The 23585-nt window shown below is 55.9% G+C and carries 22 protein-coding genes and 2 pseudogenes; 16 read left to right on the top strand and 8 right to left on the bottom strand.

All coding sequences use genetic code 11. The features are described from left to right. Window positions 1-741: 741 nt before the first annotated feature. Together VB144_12405 and VB144_12400 are read left to right on the top strand one after the other, a co-directional pair. Window positions 742-912 carry a hypothetical protein gene (locus VB144_12405; GenBank protein MEA4884429.1) on the top strand — a complete coding sequence of 57 codons (171 nt, stop codon included), beginning with the start codon at window positions 742-744 and terminating at the stop codon, window positions 910-912. An 11-nt stretch (window positions 913-923) separates the two neighbouring features. Next, window positions 924-1439 (top strand): type II toxin-antitoxin system death-on-curing family toxin, encoded by a 516-nt coding sequence (locus VB144_12400; protein ID MEA4884428.1) that lies wholly within the window; start codon window positions 924-926, stop codon window positions 1437-1439. 60 nt (window positions 1440-1499) lie between these two features. Here the strand turns inward: VB144_12400 and VB144_12395 are convergent, their stop codons facing one another. The 4 genes from VB144_12395 to VB144_12380 all read right to left on the bottom strand — a co-directional run bounded on the left by VB144_12395 (window position 1500) and on the right by VB144_12380 (window position 7323). Further along, window positions 1500-1634 (bottom strand): hypothetical protein, encoded by a 135-nt coding sequence (locus VB144_12395; protein MEA4884427.1) that lies wholly within the window; start codon window positions 1632-1634, stop codon window positions 1500-1502. A gap of 440 nt (window positions 1635-2074) precedes the next feature. Next, complete coding sequence (locus VB144_12390) at window positions 2075-3325, bottom strand: type I restriction enzyme HsdR N-terminal domain-containing protein (GenBank protein MEA4884426.1); 1251 nt, start codon at window positions 3323-3325, stop codon at window positions 2075-2077. A 190-nt stretch (window positions 3326-3515) separates the two neighbouring features. Continuing rightward, window positions 3516-6113 carry a 3'-5' exonuclease gene (locus VB144_12385; GenBank protein MEA4884425.1) on the bottom strand — a complete coding sequence of 866 codons (2598 nt, stop codon included), beginning with the start codon at window positions 6111-6113 and terminating at the stop codon, window positions 3516-3518. Between the two features lie 274 nt (window positions 6114-6387). Further along, complete coding sequence (locus VB144_12380) at window positions 6388-7323, bottom strand: DUF1848 domain-containing protein (GenBank protein ID MEA4884424.1); 936 nt, start codon at window positions 7321-7323, stop codon at window positions 6388-6390. A 180-nt stretch (window positions 7324-7503) separates the two neighbouring features. On the opposite strand from VB144_12380, the gene VB144_12375 reads away from it, so the two are divergent. Further along, entirely contained in the window at window positions 7504-7788 is a 285-nt protein-coding gene (locus VB144_12375; protein MEA4884423.1) for a helix-turn-helix transcriptional regulator, read from the top strand. A 637-nt stretch (window positions 7789-8425) separates the two neighbouring features. Here the strand turns inward: VB144_12375 and VB144_12370 are convergent. Further along, window positions 8426-8734: a transposase gene (locus VB144_12370; protein MEA4884422.1), complete on the bottom strand. Its 309-nt coding sequence runs from the start codon at window positions 8732-8734 to the stop codon at window positions 8426-8428. A 267-nt stretch (window positions 8735-9001) separates the two neighbouring features. On the opposite strand from VB144_12370, the gene VB144_12365 reads away from it, so the two are divergent. The 6 genes from VB144_12365 (at window position 9002) to VB144_12340 (ending at window position 16103) form a co-directional block, all read left to right on the top strand. Beyond that, window positions 9002-9808, top strand: a complete 807-nt coding sequence (locus VB144_12365; GenBank protein ID MEA4884421.1) for an HAD-IIA family hydrolase — start codon at window positions 9002-9004, stop codon at window positions 9806-9808. Between the two features lie 302 nt (window positions 9809-10110). After that, the gene (locus VB144_12360; protein ID MEA4884420.1) at window positions 10111-11238 is read left to right on the top strand and encodes an extracellular solute-binding protein; all 1128 of its coding nucleotides are present in this window, start codon (window positions 10111-10113) and stop codon (window positions 11236-11238) included. A gap of 88 nt (window positions 11239-11326) precedes the next feature. Next, window positions 11327-12394 carry an ABC transporter ATP-binding protein gene (locus VB144_12355; GenBank protein MEA4884419.1) on the top strand — a complete coding sequence of 356 codons (1068 nt, stop codon included), beginning with the start codon at window positions 11327-11329 and terminating at the stop codon, window positions 12392-12394. Between the two features lie 39 nt (window positions 12395-12433). After that, window positions 12434-14479 carry an iron ABC transporter permease gene (locus VB144_12350; protein ID MEA4884418.1) on the top strand — a complete coding sequence of 682 codons (2046 nt, stop codon included), beginning with the start codon at window positions 12434-12436 and terminating at the stop codon, window positions 14477-14479. A gap of 274 nt (window positions 14480-14753) precedes the next feature. After that, window positions 14754-14978, top strand: coding sequence for a hypothetical protein (locus VB144_12345; protein MEA4884417.1), 225 nt, complete (start codon window positions 14754-14756; stop codon window positions 14976-14978). A gap of 138 nt (window positions 14979-15116) precedes the next feature. Continuing rightward, window positions 15117-16103, top strand: a complete 987-nt coding sequence (locus VB144_12340; GenBank protein MEA4884416.1) for a hypothetical protein — start codon at window positions 15117-15119, stop codon at window positions 16101-16103. A gap of 15 nt (window positions 16104-16118) precedes the next feature. Here VB144_12340 and VB144_12335 read toward each other — a convergent pair whose 3' ends face one another. Next, window positions 16119-18080: a transglutaminase-like domain-containing protein gene (locus tag VB144_12335; protein MEA4884415.1), complete on the bottom strand. Its 1962-nt coding sequence runs from the start codon at window positions 18078-18080 to the stop codon at window positions 16119-16121. A gap of 542 nt (window positions 18081-18622) precedes the next feature. Here VB144_12335 and VB144_12330 point away from each other — a divergent pair. From VB144_12330 to VB144_12320, 3 genes and pseudogenes are all read left to right on the top strand, one after another. Continuing rightward, a pseudogene (locus tag VB144_12330) lies at window positions 18623-19674 on the top strand (IS3 family transposase). Window positions 19675-20118: 444 nt separating this feature from the next. Next, a pseudogene (locus tag VB144_12325) lies at window positions 20119-20274 on the top strand (transposase). A gap of 410 nt (window positions 20275-20684) precedes the next feature. Further along, window positions 20685-21083: a HEPN domain-containing protein gene (locus VB144_12320; protein ID MEA4884414.1), complete on the top strand. Its 399-nt coding sequence runs from the start codon at window positions 20685-20687 to the stop codon at window positions 21081-21083. Here VB144_12320 and VB144_12315 read toward each other — a convergent pair. Both VB144_12315 and VB144_12310 read right to left on the bottom strand, forming a co-directional pair. After that, on the bottom strand, window positions 21080-21544 hold the full coding sequence (locus VB144_12315; GenBank protein MEA4884413.1) for an IS630 family transposase: 465 nt from the start codon (window positions 21542-21544) through the stop codon (window positions 21080-21082). The two genes, VB144_12320 and VB144_12315, sit on opposite strands and share 4 nt — an antisense overlap. Before the next feature lie 12 nt (window positions 21545-21556). Beyond that, the gene (locus VB144_12310; GenBank protein MEA4884412.1) at window positions 21557-21931 is read right to left on the bottom strand and encodes a winged helix-turn-helix domain-containing protein; all 375 of its coding nucleotides are present in this window, start codon (window positions 21929-21931) and stop codon (window positions 21557-21559) included. 288 nt (window positions 21932-22219) lie between these two features. On the opposite strand from VB144_12310, the gene VB144_12305 reads away from it, so the two are divergent. The 4 genes from VB144_12305 to VB144_12290 form a co-directional block, all read left to right on the top strand. Next, window positions 22220-22402, top strand: a complete 183-nt coding sequence (locus tag VB144_12305) for an antitoxin VbhA family protein (GenBank protein MEA4884411.1) — start codon at window positions 22220-22222, stop codon at window positions 22400-22402. 3 nt (window positions 22403-22405) lie between these two features. Beyond that, window positions 22406-22975, top strand: coding sequence for a Fic family protein (locus tag VB144_12300; protein ID MEA4884410.1), 570 nt, complete (start codon window positions 22406-22408; stop codon window positions 22973-22975). Window positions 22976-23154: 179 nt separating this feature from the next. Continuing rightward, entirely contained in the window at window positions 23155-23352 is a 198-nt protein-coding gene (locus VB144_12295) for a hypothetical protein (GenBank protein MEA4884409.1), read from the top strand. A 41-nt stretch (window positions 23353-23393) separates the two neighbouring features. After that, a partial coding sequence (locus VB144_12290) for a hypothetical protein (protein ID MEA4884408.1) occupies window positions 23394-23585 on the top strand: 192 nt, incomplete at its 3' end.

Here is a 23585-nt window from a genome sequence, read left to right as displayed (position 1 = left end):
TATTCCATACGGAGGGGCTCAGTACCTCTGGGATAGATTTACAATTTACAGGGTATCGATAACCAGCAACTGGTCGCCGGGCCTGAACTTATCACCCAAGGGGCGCTGGAAGAAAACTGGGATGCTACATCGTAACGTCAGTGAGTCGCATTGATCGCGCGACAGTGCTGGTTTGGCCGACACTGACAGCCTGCGGGACCAGAATCTTGAGAACCACGGCGCCGCATCAGCGGCTGTAAACGGCGTGCGAGACGTTGCCTTCCGCGATGCCAAGGCAGTGCCCCAGGTACAGAGAGAGTGCCTAACGAGCTCAGGGCTGCAGCGAGAACCGAACGATTGAACGCCCAATGGTGCTGAACATGGGATAGACTCGCGCCCCGGTTTTGACGCGCCACGACTCCTTCGGCTTGCAGGCTTTGACGCTAGTATCTACACCGATCCTTCGCCGAATTGGTTGAGGGGCCCATCCCCAAATGCCAAGCTGGAAGCATCTACATGCGGAACGTGAGCAAGAGATCAGAATGGCGCGGAATCGGTCGGAGGCGATTGAGCATACATATGGCCGTGAATGGGCAACTGCTGTATGTGGAAGGCGCGAAAATGGTGAAGTCGTTGCATTTGTAGAAACGAACCGTTGCCCATGGGAGGGAAACTATATATAATATGTGCAAGAGGAATATGGGTTTCACATCATGCTCACCGAATGGTAATCGTGGCATGCACGGAGAGGAGGAATGTCGGGTGACCGAAGTAATGGAGAGCCTGAGGAAGGTTCAGATCCCTTCCCATCAACTTGAGAAGCTTGGGATGAATGCCAAGTGGGCTGAAAAGGTGTCCCCTGACTTTGTCCGCTCGGTGGTATCCGTAGCTGATAAGCACAAGGCACTTCTGAAGGAGTTGTCTAAGAAATAGCTATTGGCCCGATGTACCTTGATCAAACGCAGATAATCGTCATACACCAGATCGTCATGGCTCAGGACTGTGCCGATATCGGCGTGGATCCGCCCAGCTATGTGGCTTTTCTCAGTGTAGACGGTTTCTTGTCCGCGGTGCATGAGCCGCGTCAGACGTTTGAGGGCAAAGAGCTGTATCCAGACCTAATGACGAAGGCCGCTGCGCTCATGCGCTCACTCATCGGGAACCATCCTTTCATCGACGGCAACAAGAGGACGGCAGTCATTGCTGTCCTCGTTTTTCTTGCCCATAACGGATACGCGCTCAGAGACTATGAGCACGCGTCTGATTTGTCTCCTGTGGACAAGAAGCTGATGAATCTCGCCCTAGACATTGCAGCTGGCCATGTGCGCTCCATTAGTCGCGTGGCGCGCTGCCTGAAGAAGCATACGAGGCTTGTGCCGAGGCAAGAGATTCGCACCGCGGAGAATAGGGTCATTTCTCGCATGATGCGATTCTTTGACCAAGTATCCAGATGGAAGTGAGTCCATAACTGCACGCGGTGGCTAGCACAGCCCACATTCAGCACCCTTTTGCACTGGATCTCACGATTTTCCGGGGTCGCGATTCACCTGAGCAATGGCAATGTATACCGACAGCGATACTCCCAGGGCGCGGAACACCTTGTCCGGAAACGGCCTTGATTCGGAGAGCGCCCGAGTGCCGTTAGGAAGTCTCACTACTATGACCGCGACAAACGAGTCCAGACGGAATCGTTAAAGTCCTCTAATCTGTGCCTGGAGCATTGCCTTGGCGTCGCAGAAGGCAACATCTCGCCCGTCGCCCATTCGCCCGCCGCTTACAGCGCGGAAACGGATCTGCGGTTCCTGAGATTCCGGTTTCGCAGGCGGTCAATGCCTGCCAAACCGGAATGGTCGCGCGCTGAATGCCACTCAGTTCGACATTGACCACGGGGTCAGTGTCCATTTCGTCGGCACTAACGGTCCGGCTCCTGCTGTCGAGGTTCACGTGAACTGCATCGCGCGCCCGACCCGTCCCTGAAAACGCGTCTACCTGCGAGTCAGCCGCGCCACATTATGCCATGCGGTTCGCCGCGAAAGCTACACGGCCGGGCAAACCCCAGGGCATCTGAGCCTCTGTGAAGTGTGCCCGACATGGATCAGGTGTGCTCCAGCCTTCTTCTTCTCTTCCTCCTGCGCGTCTTCCACTTCAAGTCGTCTCTGAGAATCGCGTAGACTGCGAGGTTTGCGAGGAGTCCACGTGTGGCCTCCCATGTCTTGTCCCATTGAAGGAACCGGCTGCGTGGCAGCGTTCCAAGGCTCACGGCGTTTCCGTCAATGCTCACAAGCGTCTGCTGGTGTTGCGCCACGTAGTCCATGGCATCCGCATCAGACAGCCTGCCTTTGTTCCCGGGCGTCATCTTTCCATCATGGAAGAAGACGTATCGTTTGGAGTTGATCGTCACAAATCTGTCGAGGCACAGTCGGAGAGAGCAATGGTTGCCAAGGACGTCAGACACCATCACATTGAGGAAAGTGCGCGCGCTGGGAACCCCATAGGCGCCGACGCCGTCCCAAGACATGCCGGGGGCCACCTTGAACCTGACGATATGGGCTTCTCCCCTTGGGTCTATCAGGAGCAGACTGCGGTAGCCGCTGTCCCATGAGCACCCGCCAGCATTCCCCAGTGGTCGCCTGCCAACGCCCAGGTCCTCAACGGCTGTGTGTCCGAGCCAGGCGAAAGGATCGGCGAACAGCGGCTCATGCTGGGTTATGCGGCCATGCAGGTCCATCGCGAGAGCCTGAATACGTGAATCGCTGTCTGCGCCTACGATCGAGTCCTCATGGATGGTATTCGCCTGTTGTGCAACCCGTGTGGAGCCGATTGACTGCTGCACAGCGAGGCCACTCGCGTGGGCCCGAGCTCTTGCCCATGCGTGCAGCCTGCACAGCCCAGGACGGTGCTTGACGGCCTCCGAGTAGCAGGGAACGTCCTCCACATCAGTGGGGTTGCCATCCTCCTGATCCACCAGCCAGACCTTTGTCACAGAGCGATTGGTGAGCACCATGTATCGCGCCTGTAGTACGGCGCAGTACTTCGCGACTTGCGCCTCGTCAGCGTGCGTGAGCTCCGCGCAGCGTGCCTTGCACTCCACCACTATCAAGGCATTGTCCTCTCCAGGGGCTCTTACGACAACATCAGCGCGCAGCCTTGGTTTCGCCTGGACTGTCACCTCTGTGCTTATCCAAGATAGCGGATATCCATACAAATCCGTGAGTGTCATGACGACATCCTGTCGGACCTTCTCCTCGGCCGCCAGACAGACCAATCTCCCGCGGCAGCGGTCGAGCCTGCAGCGCTTCCCTCTGCTTCGATATGTGGGGCACTTGCCGAAATGCTTGATCACCATGAGACGTCCTCCAGACAATTCGCTCATGCTCGCCCATGAGTCTGGCCTGCTCAGGCATTGCACTGTAGCAGGGAGCTCTCCAGACTCCGGCAGACTCCTGCCGACTTCGGCCAACGTGGAGTGGGATTTCCGATTTCCCGCAGGCATGTCGCCACCCCTCGCCTTCAAGACGCCCTGCGTGTGATGGAGATCAGAGCCGCCGCCGGTTCGCGTATCGCCGTCTGATGGCCGTGGACTCTGGTTCAACCCACCCATCCCCAATGATGCCGAAGTACGGGCTGGGCTCGCGGTGTTTTCCGTTGTTACGGGAATGCCCGGTGAGGAATAGCTGCCTTCGAGCCCGCGTCAGAGCCACATAGAAGACTCTGAGTTCCTCCTCTTCGCGTCCTTCCTTCACTGCCGGAAATCCTGGGAACTCATGTTGTGAGAGCCCTGCGACGAATACGGTATCGAACTCCAGTCCCTTCGATTGATGAACGGTGAGTATCCGTACTCGCTCGTCGTTCGGGTCGATCCGGTCGACGTTGCGAGCCAGCGCCACGAATTGGAGGGTGTTCTCCAGCGACGAGATGGGGTCGAGCGCCTCATCGTCCTTTTCGCGGAACGCGCCCACCAGCTCGTGAAGGTTGGACATTCTTAGAGGCTCCTCATGGTAGTAGGCTCCGAGCCCTGATTTGTCGAGCACCCTGATGAGGAGCTCCCATGGGCGGACCTGTTCTGCCAGGGCGCGCGTGGCAGAAACCTCGGCCGCGAGCGGCATGAACGATCGCCCGGCGTCGCGAACGGCCTGCATCCTCCCGAGAGCGTCCTTGCGCACGAGCGGCGCCAGCTTCATCAGCAGCGCTGCAGTGGCGTTTGCGTCGTCCATAGCACGGTGCGTGGGCTCGAACGGGATGTCGAACAGGCGCACCAAGCCTTCGAGGGATCGATCGTCTGTGTCCACGAACCTTCTTGCGATTTCCAGCGTGTCGGCGTAGTCGCGCGTCTCAGAGTGAAGCCCCAATCGCCTGGAGTTTGCGCGCACCATGCGAATGTCGAAACCTACATTGTGACCCACAAGAAGCGCACCGTCGGCGAAGCTCAGGAATTGCTCCAGGGCCCGGCTGGGGGGCACTCCGTGGGTTGCGAGGAATTGGTCTGAGAGCCCGTGGATCAGCTCGGACTGGTCGACACTCACCGAGTTGCGTATGTAATGATGCAGCCTGGCTACTGGCTGCCCGTGGTGCAGGCGGACGGCTGCGATCTCCACGATCTCGTCGGCGGCAGGGTTGAGCCCGGTGGTCTCGGTGTCGAATACCACAATGGACCCAGAATCGAGCTCCCTGAGCAGCTGAGCGAAGGGATCGCCGAATTGCAGAGTGGATGGGTTGGCCATGTCGGCAAGCCTCAGCCCGATGTCCTCCGCAGCCTGAACCCGGTCTATGGTGCGTTCGCCGATATTCCGAGCTGGCCTCAGGAGCATTCGCCGTAGGCTCCGGCCATCGAAGGGATTACTGAGGAACCTCAGGTAGGCAATGGCGTCTTTTACCTCTTGCCTTCTGAAGAACTCGAACTGTTCCACGGTGAGATGGGGTATTCCGGCCGTTGCGAATTCAGCGGATATTGCCGATCCCCGCGTATTCGTCCTCGTCAGTACGCCTATGCGGCCCAGGCGAAGGCTGCCGCCCTGATTCTTGTCCACCTGTTTCACCCTGCTCACCTGGGCTGCGATCCATCTGGCCTCGTCGACGGAGTCGTCTGCGAAGTGGACAACTATGGGCTGGCCCTTCTCTGCCGCGTCGCACGGGCGAGGCAGCTCGGACCTGCTGTAGAGGGCCGCAACACTGCGTGCCGCATCCACCAGCGTCCGGGTGGTCCTGTAGTTGGTGACAAATGAGAAGCTCCGAACCCCGGGGAAATCCTGTTCAAACCGACTGAGTATCTTCTCGGGCTGGGAACCTCTCCATTCGTATATGGTCTGGTCGTAGTCCCCCGCAAGCACCAGATTGCCCGAGCCCTTTGCGAGAACCCTCAGCACCTGGTATTCCGACATGTGAGTATCCTGCATTTCGTCTACTTGAATCATAGAAAACCGAGTGGCCCAGCGTTCGCGAGTTTCGTCCCGGGCACGGAGTATTGCCCTGGCGAAATGGACCAGGTCAGCGAAATCCAGTGCATGATGGGAAGACAGTTCTTTCTGGTAGACGCGGGCGAGGCGACGCCAGGCAGGGGGCAAGCCGCTGAAAACCGCTTCAGGCGCCGTGTCTACTGACGGCGCCGCGCCCGGAGCGCCGGCAGGAGCGGCATCGGCGGCATTGAGCTTGGAATCCATTATCGCATTGCACGCATCGCTGACTTCGTCTTCATAGCCGGCGCACTGTAGATGAATGCCCAGTCTGTTCGCGCACGCCCTGATAGTCTCCTTGGAGTCATCATCGTCGAATATGACGAAATCCACGGGGAGGTCGATCTGTTTCGCCTCGCTGCGCAGCATCCAGGCACAAAGGCTGTGGAAGGTGCGAACGACCACCTGCTTTGCACCGCTGCCACATTTGAGGGCTATCCGCTGTCGCAGCTCCTCAGCTGCCCTGTTCGTGAAAGTGACACACAGAATCCTGGAAGGTTCAGCGCCCTTGCGGATGGCCTCAGCAGCCCTTTCAGCGAGAACCAGGGTCTTTCCGGTTCCCACCGGCGCGTGCAGCACCGCACACCCGCTCTGAAACTGGACAAACTCCCTTTGCCGGAAGTCCAGGGCGACGGCGCCCGCTTCCTCAGGTTTCGCGTGGCTAGATCCACCCGTGGGGCCCATAGACCGGTCCCCCCTCAGCCGAATCGCCGCAAGCACCGCTCACGGCAACTGCGCGTTATGTCGATTGTTTGCGCATGGTGTATGTATTGGGCGATCTGATGTAATCTCCTTTGTGGGTCAAGACAGCATCCTGGCGCCCCGGCGGAGAAAGCCCCCTGCGCCTGGCTCCCGCAGGGCGCCCCCTGGGGACTGCGCCAATAGCGACCCTCATCCCTTTCGAGCGTACGGGGCATTGCCCAAGAAGCCATTGAAGGTGTCTTGTGACGCTGCCGTTTCAGAACAGACTCTGCCGAATTTCGGGCTCGCAATGCTCGGCGACAACGGCGTGGCCAACTAGGCTCGGAGAAGCGGGATCATGTTCACGGTTCTGCTCCTGTGCAACAGCCAGACTCATAGTGGCGTAGCAGTATCTACACCCATGCAAGCATGTGTTGTTAGCGCCGATGTCTTTGCTTGCCGCACACAAGCATTCGCCTCTCTGACCAGGGTCTTTCCTAGATAGAGGTATTCCCCAGAGCTCATTCAAGAGCTCATCATCAATGCATTTGCCATGAGGTATTCCGAGATCGCTCATGTTCACAGCTTCTGCGCAGGACTGGGTCTCAAAGCCATGCCGATGAGCTTCTTCCTGAATCCAACGCAGGAGGTCCCTGCTTTCAGGTTCGGCGCCCGAATACTTCTGAAAGTGCCAACCCGAGCGCTCCAACGGCCTGAGATTCCTGTCGACCTTGCCATAGTAATCTACTAGGCTCACGACGACGCGCGTGGTTGCACCATGCAAGGCTGACGCAATCCGGGCGAAGGCCCTCTTATGGTGCTCAACGTCTGTATGGTCGGAGATGATGATGGGATCGTACCGCCAGATCACCCTGCGCGGACCTACTCTCTTGGCCAGTTCAAGGGCTGTTGCAGTACGGTCAGCTAGCGGAGGGACGTCTGGTTCAAGCTCAACAGGGTAGTCACAAATAGTGTACTGGAAGTAGTAGCGAAACCCCATCGAGTCAAGTTCAGTGAGGCGTGGGATAAGGGGCGCTGGGTTCTTGCTCCAGAACACAATGGCGTCAACACGGTCTGGACACAAGGAAATACGGCTCACCTGCTTCGCATTGAATGGGTTCGCAACCAAGCAATAGCCATCTCTCACTCTGTTCATGAACCATTCGCTATAGAAGGCCGGAATATCGGTGCGCCTGCTAGCTGATATGATCATGGCCGCCCTCCGATTGTCTCTTCTTCGTTGGCCGATAGATCTCCTGCGCATTCTCCTCGTCAACGTATAGAACTGCTCTCCGTACGTGTGAAAGGAATTCCCATAGCGGATGAACGACTGGGTTGAGCGAAAGTCGACCGGCTCCTCGCTTCGCAACATGAAATCCGAGGGGTGATCACGGTGAAATGGAAGGACGCAAGGGAACAGATACTGGCGGACCCGGATGTCAGGGCCTACTACGACTCTCTGGCTCCGTTGTACGCCCTAATCGAACAAGCCGTGAACCGTCGGACGGAACTGAACATGAGCCAGAAGGACCTGGCCGCACGGATGAACACCACCCAGTCGGTGGTGTCTCGCATAGAGCGCGGCGCTATTGAGAACATCACGGTGCGTACCCTGAACCGAATGGCTGATGCTCTCGGCTGCTCGATATCATACGAGCTGAAGCCGAAAACTACTTAGCCTGACCGATACCTGCTTGGCAGCCATCGCGGCAGGCGCCGCCCCCCGTTCAACAACAGGCCCGAAGCTCTCCTCCATCACATCGAGCACGTTCTCGCCCAACGAACACGGCGGCTTCAGAGAGCGCTCCCGGGCGCTCCAGATGACCCAACTCCGGAGGAGAAGCGTATGCCCCCCGGGCAGCTCTATCTCGCATGCGAGTAGGGTTCCATGCTCAAAGCCCCACTCGTAGCCGAAGGCCGAAAGCGCCGATCCCGTCCAGTCAGCAGTCGTGCTGTCTATGGCAAGGCGATATTTCGAGGTAATGCGGCAGATTGTGAGATATTACTGATACTGGACATTCCTCCGGCACGACCTTCCGCATCCCGCTCAGTTCCGCACAAACGAGGAGATCTACGAAGGGCAATCAATCCAGGTCACCGCCAGCTTCGGCGTAGCATGCGATACGATATGCCCCGGCTTTGACATGGAGCTTCTCATTACGACCTTGTACTCGACAGCGACGCCGACTGCGAAACGCGCAGCAAGTCATTCCTCGCTTCCACTCTAGCCCCGTAACTCGAGCCGACAAGGCCCAGTGCCCAGACAGCACGGTACCCTTTACTGATCCGCTTCTGCGCTATAGCTGCCTTATCGGCTACTGAGGGTTCGCCTTCTCGAGCAACTCCTTCAGTATGGCGTTCTCTACGCCCTTGTCGGCCAAAAGCTTCCTAAGCATAGCGTTTTCGTTGCCAAGATGCCTCATCTCCTTGCTCATCTCAGCCATCATGTTTCGATTGTCTTTCGGCGCCCCCTTCTCCGTGCCGGTAGCCCTCTGCTGCTTGACCCACCAGTCTACCGTACACCGCGCCAGCCCGTGCCTTCTGCAAACCAGAGAGATGTTGCCTGCCTCTTCGCACTCGTCCACAATCTGTTTTCTGAATGCCGCGTCGTGTCTGCTCTGCACTATCAAACACCCCCAATTTAATCATATCAACTGACGAGGGTTTTTCCAATTGGGTTACGGGGCTAAGGGGAACGCGCGAAAGGATTTCCGAACTCTTGTCGAATACCAGTCGGTGGCGTCGATGCTCGTGAAGCTGCATCGAACGACTACACATTTCGAAGGTCGCCGACGGCTGTCGTGGACGTGAACTCCGCGACAATCGGTCAGCAGATGCGAACGCGAGGGGCAAACACGAGATGCGACCACAGGGAGGTCGAGTGCATACCAGTGCTTGAGGAAATCAGATGTCTGCTTCTAGATCTCGATGGCACGGTTTATATCGGGGGCCAACTGATACCGGGGGCGCTCCGTCTTCGCGACGTCTCAGCCTCAAGAGGGATCGATGTGTTCTTCCTAACCAACAACTCTTCCCGGTCCGTGGAATCCTACTCGTCCAAGATCACGGCCATGGGCTGGCCAGTCACAGTGGACCGCGTTCTCAGTTCTTCTCAGGCCACGGCAGGCGTGCTTAAGAAGCGTGGAGTCAAGAAGGTTTACGTGGTCGGCACAAGCAGCCTCGCCGAAGAACTGGACCGACAAGGGTTGATAGTGTGCGGCGACGACGAGGCAAATGTCGATCATGTTGTTGTCGGATTCGACACCTCGCTCACGTACAACAAGCTGCAAACTGCGGCCAGACACCTCCGCAAGGGTACGCCCATGATATCAACCAACCCCGACCTTGTGTGCCCCATCGAAAACGACGAGTTCATCCCCGATTGCGCTGCGATCAGCGCCTGCCTCATGACCGCATGCGGAGTGAGAACGGAGTACGTCGGAAAACCGGAACACGGAATGCTTGAGCTTGTCGAAGCGAATACTCCGTACCGCGGAAAGCAGATCGCCATGGTCGGAGACCGCCTGTACACTGACGTCAAATTCGCTGCCAATTGGGGCCTGCTGTCGGTGCTAGTGCTGTCGGGCGAGACGAAGCGGGAAGATATCACCGCCGACGATCGCCCTGACCTTGTGCTGGACGATGTCGGCCAGCTCGCCGACATGATTGATAGAGCGCACGCTGGACGCAACGCGTAACGTATAGAGTAGCCTATCGGGTCTTTCGCTATCGGGTCTTCTGCTCATAGCCCCATATGCATCCGACCGAGCTGATATTGATGCATGCGATCACAGACAAGCAGATGCCCGGCGTCGACTCTCACAGGCTATCGACCGCCTATGACCCAGGGCTCCTTTCGCCGGCCTGGAACGTGCATTCTCGCCCAACAGATGGTGATGACCACTAATCCTCCTGCCTAAAGGGAAACACAGCCGCATGTCGTATCTACACAAAACAGGGACTGTTCAGCGAGCAAACCAGATCGCAGGGAGGTAATTCGATGAAGAGGCTTCTAGTTCTGGTCTTGGCGGTGGTCATGATGGCGTCAACAGTGCTATCGGCCGCGCCAGCGAAAATCGAGGCTGAGCTAAGCGTAATCACCCCCGTCGCAAGTTTTGTGAGCGTAGCTGCCCTGGATGCGTTCAAGGTTTGGGCGAAGGCGAAGTATGGTATCGATGTGAAGACCAACTACGCCAGCAAAGGCACTCAACTGGCGGTAGGCATGATTCGCGAGTGGGGCGCCAATCCGCAAGCCGACATAATCTGGGGCGGCGAGTCGGTGCTTTACGATGCGCTGGCTGCTGACGGTTTCCTGATCAAGCATGAGGCCCCGGCGGCGCTGCTTGGCCAGATACCCGCGACTATGGGCACACCCAAGCCCATGCCTCTGAAGGACCCTAAGGGCTTCTGGACCGGCACTGCATTGGAACCTTACGGCATTGTGTACAATGAAGGTCTGGTCACAAAGCGTCTACGTACGACTGCACCCAAGACCTGGGAAGACATGTTGAGCAATCCCGTTTTCAAGGGGCAGATAGCGCAGTGCACACCTGACAACTCTAGCTCCAACCACGCTACCTACGAAGTCATTCTTCAGAAGTATGGCTGGGATAAGGGCTGGGAATGGCTCTCCAAGCTGGGCGCCTACACTGGCCAGTTCGTCGCGAAGTCGGGCGACGTTCCGGGCGTGGTGGCCAAGGGCGAATATGCACTGGGCTTCGCAGTTCCTAGCTATATGGCATTTGAGAATTATCTCAACGGAGCGGATATCCGGTTTATAGCCCCCGCAGGGGCATATGTCACCCCCGAGCCCATTGGCATTATCAAGAACTGCAAGAATCCCAATGCCGCCAAGGCCTTCATCGAGTTCCTGCTTACAGATGAGGGGCAGAGGCTGTTCATTGACCGTGGTCTATTCCCGGTAATGCCCGACATGAAAGTGTCCGGCGCCCCCGGCTCCACCGCTGAAAAGGCAGTCGTATTCTATGGCGGCCGGAGAAGCTACTTCGAAGGCGCCGTTGAGAACACCTACGACAATGCCTTGTCCGCAAGCAGAGAGAGTAACGTAAACAAGTGCTTTAGAGATAGCATCTTCGCCAAATTGGATGCTCTGAGAGCGAAGTACTAGTCAGATTGACTATAACGATTCCTGAGAACCTACGGGCGAGGTAATCTCGCCCGTAGGTTTAGTTTGGGAGTCGCTTGAGGTGAAACACATGGATATCAGGCTCACCGGAGTCACGAAGAGGTTCAAGAGTGTCGAGGCGCTTAGCAATGTAGATCTACACATACACGACGGCGAGCTCTTCACTTTGTTGGGGCCCTCAGGTTGCGGGAAGACCACTACCTTGCGCCTCATCGCCGGGTTCTATGTCCCCGACGAGGGAAAGATCATGTTCGGTGACCGTGAGGTGCAATACATCCCCACGTCCAAACGCAACATTGGGATGGTGTTCCAGAACTATGCCCTGTGGCCTCATATGACAGTGTACAGAAATGTGGCCTATGGATTGCAGTTCAAGAAGGAACCCAAATCCGAGTGGTCCAAGATAGTCCATGGAGCCCTTGCCAAGGTGGGCCTATCGGAGTATGAGACGCGCTATCCGGGACAATTGTCAGGAGGCCAGCAGCAGCGTGTGGCACTAGCCAGGGCACTGGCGCTTAACCCCGACGTGCTTCTCCTAGACGAGCCGCTCTCGAATTTGGATGCCAAGATCCGAGGGTCAGTGCGCGCGGAGATCAGAAAGCTGCAGCAGGAATTGGGCATCACTACGGTCTATGTGACCCACGATCAGGAGGAGGCGCTCACGCTTTCCGACAGGATCGGCATAATGTGTGATGGCAAGTTGGTTCAGATTGGCACTCCACATGATCTTTATGAAAAACCGTTGACGCGCTTTGTGGCAGACTTCATCGGCGCCAACAACCTGGTGCCTGGCTTGATAAATGCTGTAGGTGACGACATCGTAGTCGAAACTAAGCTGGGTGTGTTCAAGGGATTCAGCAACTCCGACTTGAAGGCAGGGAACAAGTGCACTGTCACATTCAGGCCCGAATGCGTGGAAGTTCACACTGCGCAACCTTCTACGCAGGACAATCACATACAGGGCAAGATCAGCTTCGCTAGCTACATGGGGAATGCTTTGCGCTACGAAATGGAGCATCCAGCTGGCGTCCTACTCAAGGCAGACGTCAAGAATCCTCAGCATCATGAGGAATTGGGTTGGGGCAGTGATGTCTGTTTCTGTTTTCCGAAGTCTGCTACGCTCATCATACCTGATTGACATGCTGACCTTGACGATGGATAGGCAGGTGACTGTTTAATGGGTTTCCGAAGATGGTTCAAGTCCACCAATCCGTGGGTGTGGCCGATCTACATCTTCCTGCTCATATTCGTCATATTCCCCTTGGTGAGATTGTTTGTCGACTCGTTTTCGACTGCAGACGTACAGCTTTCAGCACTCAACGAGGTCATTCTCACCGTTGACCTACTCGAGGAGAAAGTAGGCGCTGGTGAAACGGAAGGCGCGTTGGCAACTGCCCACGACATAGCGCTCCAGCTGGAGAGGTCTGTAGACGTAACTGGACGGATGATCGAGGCGCTTGGCAGGGCTACGTTCTCACAAGAAGACCTCATAGCCCAATGGCAAACAGCCAAGGATAATGTGACGCTGGAAGCAGCGGCGATGGCCGAGCTTCTGCACGACCCAATATCCGCGCTAGCAGAAGCTCGAAAAGCTAGGTCATTGATGCAACAGATCGTGGCCCTCCCACGCCACGCCTTTTCGGTAGAGTTTTTCCTGGATGTATTCAGAGACAAGCTCTACATGAAGGCGCTAGTCAACTCGTTGTTGCTGGGCTTTGCCGCGGTGATTACGACTTCCGTGATCGGTTTTGCTGTGGCTTACCTACTCGTTAGGTACGACTTTCCTGGTAGGAAGGCTTTCAACTTTCTTGCCATGGTGCCTATAGTCATGCCTCCTCTAGTAGGCGTGCTAGGTTTCATCTTCATATTGGGCAGGGGCGGCATGGTGAATGAGTGGTTCTATCTGTTGGCGGAAGGGCTGGCGAAAACGTGGCCTTCCATGTCGAACTGGCTGCTTGATCACTTGCCATTCAACTTCATCTATGGCTGGCATGGGCTCTTGCTGGTGGAGACATGTCACTTGTTCCCCCTCATTACGCTGAACGTCTTGGATTCACTGAGCAAGATAGACGCCTCTCTAGAGGAGGCAGCTGAAAGCATGGGATCCGTAGGTCTCAAGCGCGTGTTCGATGTGACCATTCCACTCACCATCCCGGGCTTTGTCACAGGTGCACTTCTGGTGTTCGTCTGGGCTTTTGCGGACTTCGCAGCCCCAATGGTGGTAGGTTTGAACACACTTATCGCTCCGCTGGCTTACATGGATATTCAGCAGTTCACTGACAGATACCTGTTCAAAATGGGCATTACGGTCGGCGCTGTTATGGTAATGCTTTCCATAGTGCTTCTGTTGATAGCCAAGAAGTACGTGTCCTTGAAGGACTATAGCACCCTCTCGTACAGGGCAGTAGAGCGAAAACCGCTCAAGGGCAAATGGTATGTGCTTGCTATGGTTTTCTTGGCCCTACTGCTGATCGTTAGTTTCCTACCGTATGTGGGTGTGGCCCTCGCCTCCTTCGCACGGAGTTGGTCCATGTCGCCGCTGCCCACGTCTTGGACACTGGTTCATTACCAGAAGGTCTTGCTATATGCGCCTGGGTATATCATCAACACCTTCCGATTCTGCATACTAGCCGTGTTCATGTGCGTCATTATCGGCGTGCCAATAGCATGGATCATGGCCAGAACTAAGATGCGCAGCCGTGGAGCGCTGGACATTCTGACCACACTGGTGCTTGCTCTGCCGGGCACTGCATTGGGCATAGCCTATATCAGAGCATTCAACACACCTGTGCTGCTAAGCAAGCCCTTGGCGAACATGTGGATCATAATCCCCATCGTGCTTGCGGTGAGGCGACTCCCATACACCGTTCGCTCCTCCTACAGCTCTCTTTTGGTAGTGCACCATTCTATGGAGGAGGCAGCCGAATCTGTAGGAGCCGGAGGGTTCAAGACCTTCAAGGACATCACCTTCCCGTTGATCTGGAAGGGAGTATTAGCAGGGGCGCTATTCTCCTTCATGACATCAATACAGGAGAGCGCAGCTACACTACTGCTATCCATACCGGGATGGGAGACCATGACCGTAGGCATATTCAACTTCTACACCGGGGGCACCCATGGAGACGCAGCTGCGCTAGGTTTCATCCTAATAGTGGTGGGCGTAATCACATTGTTCACGATGGATAGACTGAGCAATGCCAGAACAGGTGGTCTGTTCGGTTAAGGATGGTGCGAATCGTAGCTGGCTGAGTATAAGACCGGCCGCAGCGAAGCGCAGTGCGCGACGCTGCGGCCATTCCATTCCGAGTAGTACACGACCAAGCTGGGGATCCGAGACTACAAAGAACACACAGCCGTCCTGATAAACCTCATGTCCTCATGTCCCTGACCTTGACATCGGCCTTAAGGTTTGCCTGAGACAGAATATTGGAGACTCCTGTGAGGGCGGTAAGTTCGTCCTGCAAGACGGTGCTTTTGACAAACGTGCCTTTGCCCTGGTGGACAACAACAATATTCTCATCCTCCAGGGTCTGAATGGCCCGGCGAATCGTGATCAGACTGACCCCAAAGCGCTCGGCCAGTTCGGAGTGGGTTCCGATGCAGCCACGTTCGCCATGAACAGGGCCGTCAAGCCTGGGAACCTATTTGAGCTTCTCGTTGCGATGGCGTGTGGCCAGAGTCAGAGGTCGGAGTTCTCGGGAAGCAACCGCGAGAAGGAATAGTGAGCCCAAACAAGAATCACGCTAAAGCGAAGCAACGTACTGCGCCGAACGTGTCGTGTGATTGCTTATTGATCCCGTCCAGCGTGCTATGGACGTGTGGCAGTGGTTGGGCGCGCAAGGAGTTGGATTTGCCGCACTGTGAGAATCGCCGAAATCAGAGCCGCGGTTCGCGGCTACTCCAAAGAACAGCTTGAGCTACTTGTTGTCGAGCTCTATAGGGCAATGCCCAAGTCCTTGAGGGACTCAAGAAGCATCGATGCCATAGTGCAGAATCCAGATGCCCAGGAGGTCCGACGCATAAAGTCATCAAGTCAACCAAGCCTCGATTTCGACGACGTTGCCTATGAGGCCCGCACCTTTATTGACTACGCTAAGCGCCAATATTACTTCGCGCCCAATTCGTATGTTCTGAAGAAGGACAGGCCCAAGTGGAGGTTCATCGCCAAGCGCCTATATCGCAGCCTTGTCCAATGCGCAGCCGAGGCGGAGAACCTGGAACCCGCGACGAACTTGATCGAGGAGCTGTACCTGGTGCTGTGCGAAGGCTGTCGAACAGTATTGTTCAGCAGCGAGGATCCCTTTGGATCAGTCGGAATCTCGCAGGGGGAGTTCTTCCGTCAGCTGCTCACGCTCAGGAATCGGTATATGGACAAGGACACGTTTGTGCAAAAAGCGGTCGCGCTGGTGATCGACGGCATGACCAGCCGATGGAGTAGCAGAACTGATCTTGTCCTCACGGTTCTCGATTTCCTGACCATCCCCGATTTGAAGTTTCGCGCAATAAAGTCCGCCCAGGAGCTCGGCGCGAAGCAGCTCAGTGAGTATAGCAAGGCGCGGCGCAGCGACAAGCAGTATCACTTCCAGAGAACCATAAATGCATTGGCGGAGCTGGCGCTACACTGCTATGCGCAGTTGGGCGAGCTCGAAGAGGGCATCAAGTACTTTAGTGGCCATTACGTAGACAACGACGAAATGAAGCTGTATGTCATGGTGACCATTTTACACGATCATTACAACCAGACCGATCTTTTGCTAGATCAAATCGTCAGGGCCATGGCAAATGGGGTGCGTCCACGCTCTAGCCTCATCAAGCTGGCCAACTCCATACGGGCAGCGAAGAAGTAGCCGAGCCCTATGGGTCTAGTCTACTATCAGCGCAAATCCCTCGCGGGCCGCGGCGAAGTCGTGTGCTTCACTGTCCCACAGTTCCAAGGCTGAACTGAAGACAAATAGATACCCGCAGTCTTTGTTGATGAGGATCCAGTTCTGCTGTTTGTAGACCTTTCCATACTCGTAGGTCCATGTGCCGACGGCGGCAGGGTGACCGGCAATTTCGCCTGTTCCCTGACCAAGTAGAGTAAAACCGGGTAGCGCCTGCCCCAGCGCGGGAAGCCTTGCGCTGAGAATCAGAGGAGCGGCGGTACCCTCCGGGACGCTAAAGGGGAGCAACACCATTTGGGTATCGGGGTCAGTTGGCTTGACAGCCATCAGCATCGCCATGCCTTGTTCCTCTACCTCGACGAGCGTGTAATCATCGGGGATGGTTATCCGGCAGCGATAATCTGCGTTTGTGTATGTCTGCCCCTTGATGCCCGTTGCCATGGCAGTCGCTAGCTCTTCGTCCTGCTCCAAAACCACCTCTTCGATGCTTATCCCTAGCCTACCTGTAAGGCCCAGACGCACCTTCTGTGTTCCCATCACCTCGGCACTGTCCACGAACTTGAGGAGCAAAGCATCAGGCGCTAATTGCCCATGGGAAGCGTCAACTGCTACCCACTCTCCCAGCCACACCTCATTCCACATATGGCCAACCCATACTCCGTTTGTGTATCTCTCGCCCATAGCCACCTTTGTGGGGAGGCCGGCGGAGCGAGCCATGGCGGCGAAAAGGATGGCGTATTCCACGCACTTGCCTTTGCGTCCTGCCAGAATCTCTTCAGTAGTAAGAGTCTGAGGGATCATCTCCACCTGCATGTTCTCGTAAATCCATCCAAGGAGCTTCTGCGTGATTAGCCAGCCGTCGGTTTCTTCGCCGCAGATCGCTCCGACTAGTTCCTTCACTTCTGGAAGGGAAGGCGTTATGAAACGGGTTTCGGCAAGGTACGGGGCGAATTCGCTATCAGCCATCGGCACAACCGCCCGACCGGCGAAATCCCGCTGATCCTTCACGATCTCCACGAGAGCTTCATGCGACTTTCCTGTCTCAGTATGTCCTATGAGCTTTTGGCGGTTATCGTTGAAGGCGAAGTCGGCAATGTCGACATCCTCCCAGGCGACCCTTATGACGCTCTTTACGCTCCTGAAAGGATGCATCACCCGGATATTGCCCGGCACAAGCAGCACATCGAGGGAAAGGGCGCTGAGCTCAGGGATGTCCTCCTTCTCCACCTTTCTGGAGCCTGTTCTCTCAAGGGCGTCATAGCCGTAGTAGAGAATGCCGTCTTCAGAAACGAGCCAGGTTGTCTGGCCGGGCGACTCCTCCACGACGAAGAAAACCGGCGCTGATTCCCCTTTATACTCGTAGGTCGTCTCTTCATCCACCCGGATAGCGAAGTCGCTGAACTGATCATTGCCATAATCCCAGACCCTGGCGGTATGCCTTTCCCCGATTTTCAGGCCCTTGACGTTTACTATGTACTCGGTGAATGAATCCTTGAAGTACAGCGGTTCATCATCATCTCGCGAAAACATACTGCGGTACTCCGAGCCGCCGGGATCAATGACAGTTACCGTGACCGCATCATCGGTGATCTCCCCAATGATCTGGCCTTGTTTGCCCGCCAACTCTGAGATGAGTCGATATGACCGGGCCAAATAGTCGTGGTCCACTGACAACTCAGCATAGATTTTCACATCCTGCGCCGGGCCTCCCAGAATGCCCATCCGCAAGACGATATTGCTTGTGTAAAGGAAACCGTCGTCTGTGCGCACACAACGATCCAGGGAAAAACCCACCGCCCTATCGTCCTGCTCAAGTAAACACCAAGTCTCTTGAAGAGTGATCTCAGAGGCGCTGGCATTCACCGCGAAGAAGAGAAGTACAAATAGGACAAGGGACGCTCTCAGCTGAAGACCCCTCTTCGGCAAACGATCTGTCTTCATGATCTGACTCCCTTCATTGTGAGTGATTGCCCATATTGGCCTCGCCAAGACCGGCATCGGCGTAATTCTACCCTGCGCGCCCAATTCCTCCAGCCCTGTGCGATGGGGACGCCCAAGGGCACTATAGCGGCCTGATCGGGATCGAGCCGGCGGATATGTCAGACGGTTTTTTCTGCACCCTGCCGGAATACCCCACGGTCGAACACGATCAGACCCATATTCAGCACCCTCGGGCCTTAAATCGCTTGGTTTTCAGAGGAAGCGGTTTTCTTGCGGAATTGTGATGTAGACCGCCGGCGATACTCCCAGAGCCCGGAACATCTCATCCGGGAACAGTCTTGATTCAGAAAGCAGCCGACTGCCATCAGGAAGCTGAACAACGATGACAGCATCAAACGAATCCAATATCATCCGTGCTGTAGGCCGTTTTGTTGTCCTCTTGCCCGGGATTGGCAACTCCTCGTTAGTGGCTTCAGCATAACGCCTTGCTTATAGTGGACCCAGAAATCTGGACACTGCCGCGAGGAGAAATAAGATAGACTATGGCCATGAGAAAGAGCTACACACCATCGTTCAAGGCTGAAGTCGTAATTGCGCTTCTCAGGGAGGATAAGCCCCTGTCCAAGATCGCATCGGAGGTAGGCGTATCCCCTTCGCTGTTGTCCCGCTGGAAGGCCACTGCCATTGAGAACATGAAGAACCTGTTCTAAGATGAAGAGCGCTCGGAGGAAGCGCTGAGAGCCGTCCACGAGCGGGAGCTAAAGGAGCTTTATGCAGAGATCGGAAAGCTGAACACCCAGCTGTCCTGGTTAAAAAAAGGGACTGGAATCAACCGTGTCCAGGGCTGAACGCGCTGCACTGCTTGAGCTGGACGGATCGACGATTCCGCTCAGCGTACAGGCCAAGCTTCTCGGTGTGAGCAGATCCAGCCTGTACTATACTCCGAGGCCGCCGTCGCCGGAGGAGGCGGCAATCAGACGCCAGATAGACGAGATATTCACCGCGCACCCCTCTTTCGGCTCAAGGCGCATCACTGAAGCGCTGCGCAGGCAAGGTTGGCATGTGAACCGGAAACGGATTCAGCGATGCATGCGCGACATGCAGATCGCCGGCATCTGCCCAGGCCCCAATCTGAGCCGTCGCGACCTTCAGAGCAGGCTATTCGCCTATCTGCTCCGGGGTTTGGGGCATCGACATCACGTACATACGGCTCCGGGAAAGCTGGATGTATCTCGTGGCCGTCATAGACTGGTTCTCTCGCTACATTGTCGGATGGGAGGTGGATGAGACGCTCGAGATGCCGTTCGTTCTGGCTGCAGTCAGAAAGGCGTTGGACACAGCCAGGCCGGAGATACTCAACAGCGACCAGGGTGGCCGCTTCACAAGCCTGCAGTACATAGATCTCGTGAAGAGCGCCGGGGTTCAGATCAGCATGGACGGCAAGGGACGAGCGTGGGACAATATCTTCGTTGAACGGTTCTGGCGGTCTCTGAAGTATGAAGAGGTGTATCTCAAAGATTACTCCATTCCGCGTGAGGCGCGACTTGGCATCGGGGAGTACATGGGGTTCTACAATCACCACAGGCCTCACTAGGCGCTCGCGTACAGGACCCCGGCTGAGGTATACCTGGGCTAACCAGATAACCTGCGCCCACAGGCTCCAGGCGCTCAGGAGACACGGGCAGATGGAAAAGGCAGGAGTTGATCTGCATGCCTGCTGAACCCTGTGGATAAGTCGTTCCGAGCGTGGGCCGCGCCGCCGTCCACCCCCGTATGACGCCTGCGCCCGCCCCGACATCGACACCCGAGTGGGCAGAGCATGGGACATGCCGGGGCCGGAGCCCCGCCCGTCTCCGCCGGACGGCCCGACAGACCACAGCGCAGACCGTAGACCGTAGTGACCATTACGAAGTATACAGGACGTTGCTTAGGAAACCCACTAACAGTGTCTTGACGAAGGGGTCCACCTTAGCCTGCAGCATAGCCGACCGGTGCTCGATGCTTCTCGACATGGCTTCATGGCCAGTGCGCAAATGCCTTGCTCAAGAGCGCCTTCGGCTAGGCGGTCGCCTACTGCCTGAACCAATGGGATAGGCTCGAGGTGTTCATGCAGGACGGCCGTCTGGAGATCAACAACAACCGCAGTGAACGCTCGAACAAGCCCGTCGTGAGTCGGGTTCATTATTCCTTCTCGGGTGTCCTTGCCTAATCGATCTGTGATCCGCCAACCTCATTCAGTGGGAATAGTGGTCTGCGAAATACGGGCAGAATATGCTAGAACGGGGACGCGCAAATGAGGCCCCGAACGCCCAGATGACGGGAGTGCGATTCAGCATAGGTGTCTCAGGAAAGCCGCCGTCAGAATGGTCAAGGATGCAGACAGGCCTGAGGACTGGGGATGGGCAAAGACGCTTCTCCTGTAGAAAGGCAAACGGCCACTTGCCGGGAAATGGGGCGAGATGAAACCAACGTCCCAGTCCTCATGCGCATAGGCAGACCATTGCGCCAGGACGGTGCTGGCGGACCCTCGGCAAGTAGGTTTTTGAGCGTTCTTGGTGAATCACAGTACACAACTGGAGTAGCGTTATCGTGGGGTGTCTCCAAATGGGCGATTTGGATGCAGCAGTGTGTTGCTGGGTTGACATGGCTGATTATGACCTGAAGACTGCACAGGCAATGCTCGTGACCGAGAGGTATCTATATGTAGGATTCATGTGTCACCAAACGATAGAGGAGCTCCTCAAGGCATACTACGCGCGTACGATCAAGGATGCACCGCCCTATACCCGCAACCTGTCTCGACTGGCTAACCTCTCAAGTGCTTATGGAGAGCTGAGCGAAAGTCAACAGGATTTCCTGGACATCATAGAACCTCTCAATACTGAAGCTCGGTATCCGAAGGAGAAGGATACAATACTGAAGTCGTTGACCAGAGAGAAATGCGAGTTATTGATCAGCGCCGCGAAGGAGCTATCAGCATGGATGAAGAGTCAGCTACCTTAGCAAGCAGCTAGTGTCTGAACCCTGGATGGGGTGAGCTGCTCGAAGAACGCGTTGACAGCGGCGACCAGCGCGGCCATTGAACCATACAGCCTGTTGGCAGTGACAACGGCCTTCATGTGCCACCATACCTTCTCTACAGAGTTTAGCTGCGGCATGTAGCAGGGCAAGAAGTAGCGCTTGACCCTTGGCCGGCTGGCAAGCCATACCTGAACGCTTCGCGCCTTGTGAATGCTGTAGTTGTCAAGGATTACGTGGATCTTGCCTGTTGGATACTTGGCAACGATGTGCCCCAGGAACTCGATGAACTCAACGGCTCGCTTTCTGTCGAAGATGAGATGCATGAATGCGCCGGTGCGGATGTCCATTGCACCGAACACGCTTTTCTTCTGGCTGGTCCCAGGAGTAGGAACGCGTAACTGCTTACCCTGCGGCATCCACGCGGATCTCAGGGTCGGAAGCAAATGGACATCGCTCTAGTCCTCGTAGATAACGTGGTTGGCCGCTATCGGCGAGCTGAGGACTTCGGTGATGGCGTTCATCTTGGCTCTTGCCTGGGGATCGTATCCTGGCTTGGCCGCGTGTCGTGGGCGGTTGTGCCTCAACCCCAGGCCTTTCAGAATGCCGTACATCGTCGACGTGCAGACGTTGGCCCCATACCGAACTGCAACGTGGACGCAAAGGCGCGCTGCAGTCCAGATGGCAAACGCGTGCCCAAGCTCGGAGGGAGGCTTGAGGACGTCCTCATGGACCATCATGTGTGCCCTCTGCGACACCCGTCCTACAGCAGTACGTCTCATAGTCTCAAGGACGCGGACCTCATCTTTGTCGAGTTGTCGTACGAATCGCATCTGAGTTACGCCTCCCCCGACGCCCAACATGCGTCTAGCAGAGATCATAATGCAAACTGGCGTATCGCGCAAAGACTAATCGAGAACTACTTAGGCCCCCCTGGCTCAGGTGATCACTTACTGTGCAACTGCTCAAGAACGGTGCAAGGAGCCAGAGATGAATAAGCAGAATGTGGTATAATTAGGATGTAGGGGGTACGAAAAGTGAGAACCATCTCGCGAAGAAGGCGAACTGTAGTGGTCAAGACGGACCCATCCAATGCTCGTATCATACGAGAAGGTACGCAGGTGTTTAAGGTCATCTCCGAAGAAAAGCAAGCTGCAGTGGTTAGGACGGCTCTATTCAATGCTCGTATGGAAGGGTTTCAAATACCTGACATAGTCATACAGGAAGGCAAGCAGATGCTTAGAGGCAAAATAACTGCTGCCGAGCTGGTTCAACAGTACAAGTTTCGATACTGCAGCAACTAGATCATGGAAGGATACTTTTCCGAACAGAGGTGTATCCTGCCCAACAGACTGGGTATCACAGACCCGGAGCAGCTCAAACAGGCAGAAGGTGCGATTTGCCATGTGCGAATGTTGCAGCTCGCGACTGACCCGGTCAAAGGGGAGTTTGACTTCGCTCATCTTCAGCACATTCACGAACGTCTGCTTGGAGACGTCTATGACTTCGCCGGAAGGAGCCGGACCGTCAACATCGCAAAGGGCGACAGCGTGTTCTGCCTAGCAACCTTCATTGAGGATCAACAACGCCGGATCTTTGGCCAATTGAAGCAGGAGAGCTACCTGCGTGGTTTGGACAAGGCCCAGTTCGCGGGAAGGCTTGCATACTTCGCCGGTGAGTTGAACGCTCTCCATCCTTTCCGTGAAGGCAATGGCCGGGCAATACGTCTCTTCATTCAGCAATTGGCTGCTAACGCTGGTTATGAACTAGCCTATCACGAGGCGAACGAGAAAGAGCTGATGGAAGCTGATATTGCAGCCTTCAACGGCAATCTCGAACCGCTTACGCTGATCTTCATGAGCATTCTTCACGCCTGATCTAGCTAGCCTCAGGGGAGCACAGCAAGCTCCACGATCCACCCAAGTTAGGGTTGACCATCAGTACGAGCCGTATGCGTCGAAACGCTGATCACCTGGAGAAACCAACCCCCATGCTGATGGATGGAAAATCCATCGGTTGCAAGGAGAAAGGAGTTTTTTGAGGCGGTCATTGCTGAGTGCATTCGAAAGACGAGCTTCTGTTACGGGGAGTAACTCAGGCAAGTCCCGAGAGCACTGGACGTGTAAAGGCAGTGATTGAGAACAGCTATTTGACGCTTACCCTCGGCTGGTGGGCGCAGGTAGCCGTGTACCTGGCGAATGCTTGCACCGCAGGTGCAGGTCTTATGTCGTCAAGGATTCTAAAGATGGGATGAGGGATTTATCTTGCCAGGCGCCTCGGCGGTACCAAAGGTAGGTGGCCACAGCCCCAAGCACCCAGCTTATGAGGAGCGCGAAGAACAGCGCGTCAGGCGATCCTGCAGGGTACGTTTGGCTCCTGGTAAGCCACGCCCATAGATACGCTAGTGGCACGCGTATTACTACAGTAGTGAACATTGAAATCCACATGGAGGGCATGGTGTCGCCGGCGCCGCGCATGATGCCACTG

It is taken from the genome of Clostridia bacterium (genome assembly GCA_034926675.1).
Taxonomy (GTDB): domain Bacteria; phylum Bacillota; class DTU025; order DTU025; family DTU025; genus JAYFQW01.
This window is presented reverse-complemented; position numbering and strand designations above follow the sequence as displayed.

What these genes read in the sequence shown, in the direction of transcription:
- VB144_12400 (MEA4884428.1), top strand. Translation starts at nt 924, where the DNA reads ATGTACCTTGATCAAACGCAGATAATCGTCATACACCAGATCGTCATG.
- VB144_12390 (MEA4884426.1), bottom strand. Translation starts at nt 3,325, where the DNA reads ATGGTGATCAAGCATTTCGGCAAGTGCCCCACATATCGAAGCAGAGGG.
- VB144_12385 (MEA4884425.1), bottom strand. Translation starts at nt 6,113, where the DNA reads ATGGGCCCCACGGGTGGATCTAGCCACGCGAAACCTGAGGAAGCGGGC.
- VB144_12380 (MEA4884424.1), bottom strand. Translation starts at nt 7,323, where the DNA reads ATGATCATATCAGCTAGCAGGCGCACCGATATTCCGGCCTTCTATAGC.
- VB144_12360 (MEA4884420.1), top strand. Translation starts at nt 10,111, where the DNA reads ATGAAGAGGCTTCTAGTTCTGGTCTTGGCGGTGGTCATGATGGCGTCA.
- VB144_12355 (MEA4884419.1), top strand. Translation starts at nt 11,327, where the DNA reads ATGGATATCAGGCTCACCGGAGTCACGAAGAGGTTCAAGAGTGTCGAG.
- VB144_12350 (MEA4884418.1), top strand. Translation starts at nt 12,434, where the DNA reads ATGGGTTTCCGAAGATGGTTCAAGTCCACCAATCCGTGGGTGTGGCCG.
- VB144_12335 (MEA4884415.1), bottom strand. Translation starts at nt 18,080, where the DNA reads ATGAAGACAGATCGTTTGCCGAAGAGGGGTCTTCAGCTGAGAGCGTCC.
- VB144_12320 (MEA4884414.1), top strand. Translation starts at nt 20,685, where the DNA reads ATGGGCGATTTGGATGCAGCAGTGTGTTGCTGGGTTGACATGGCTGAT.
- VB144_12310 (MEA4884412.1), bottom strand. Translation starts at nt 21,931, where the DNA reads ATGCGATTCGTACGACAACTCGACAAAGATGAGGTCCGCGTCCTTGAG.
- VB144_12300 (MEA4884410.1), top strand. Translation starts at nt 22,406, where the DNA reads ATGGAAGGATACTTTTCCGAACAGAGGTGTATCCTGCCCAACAGACTG.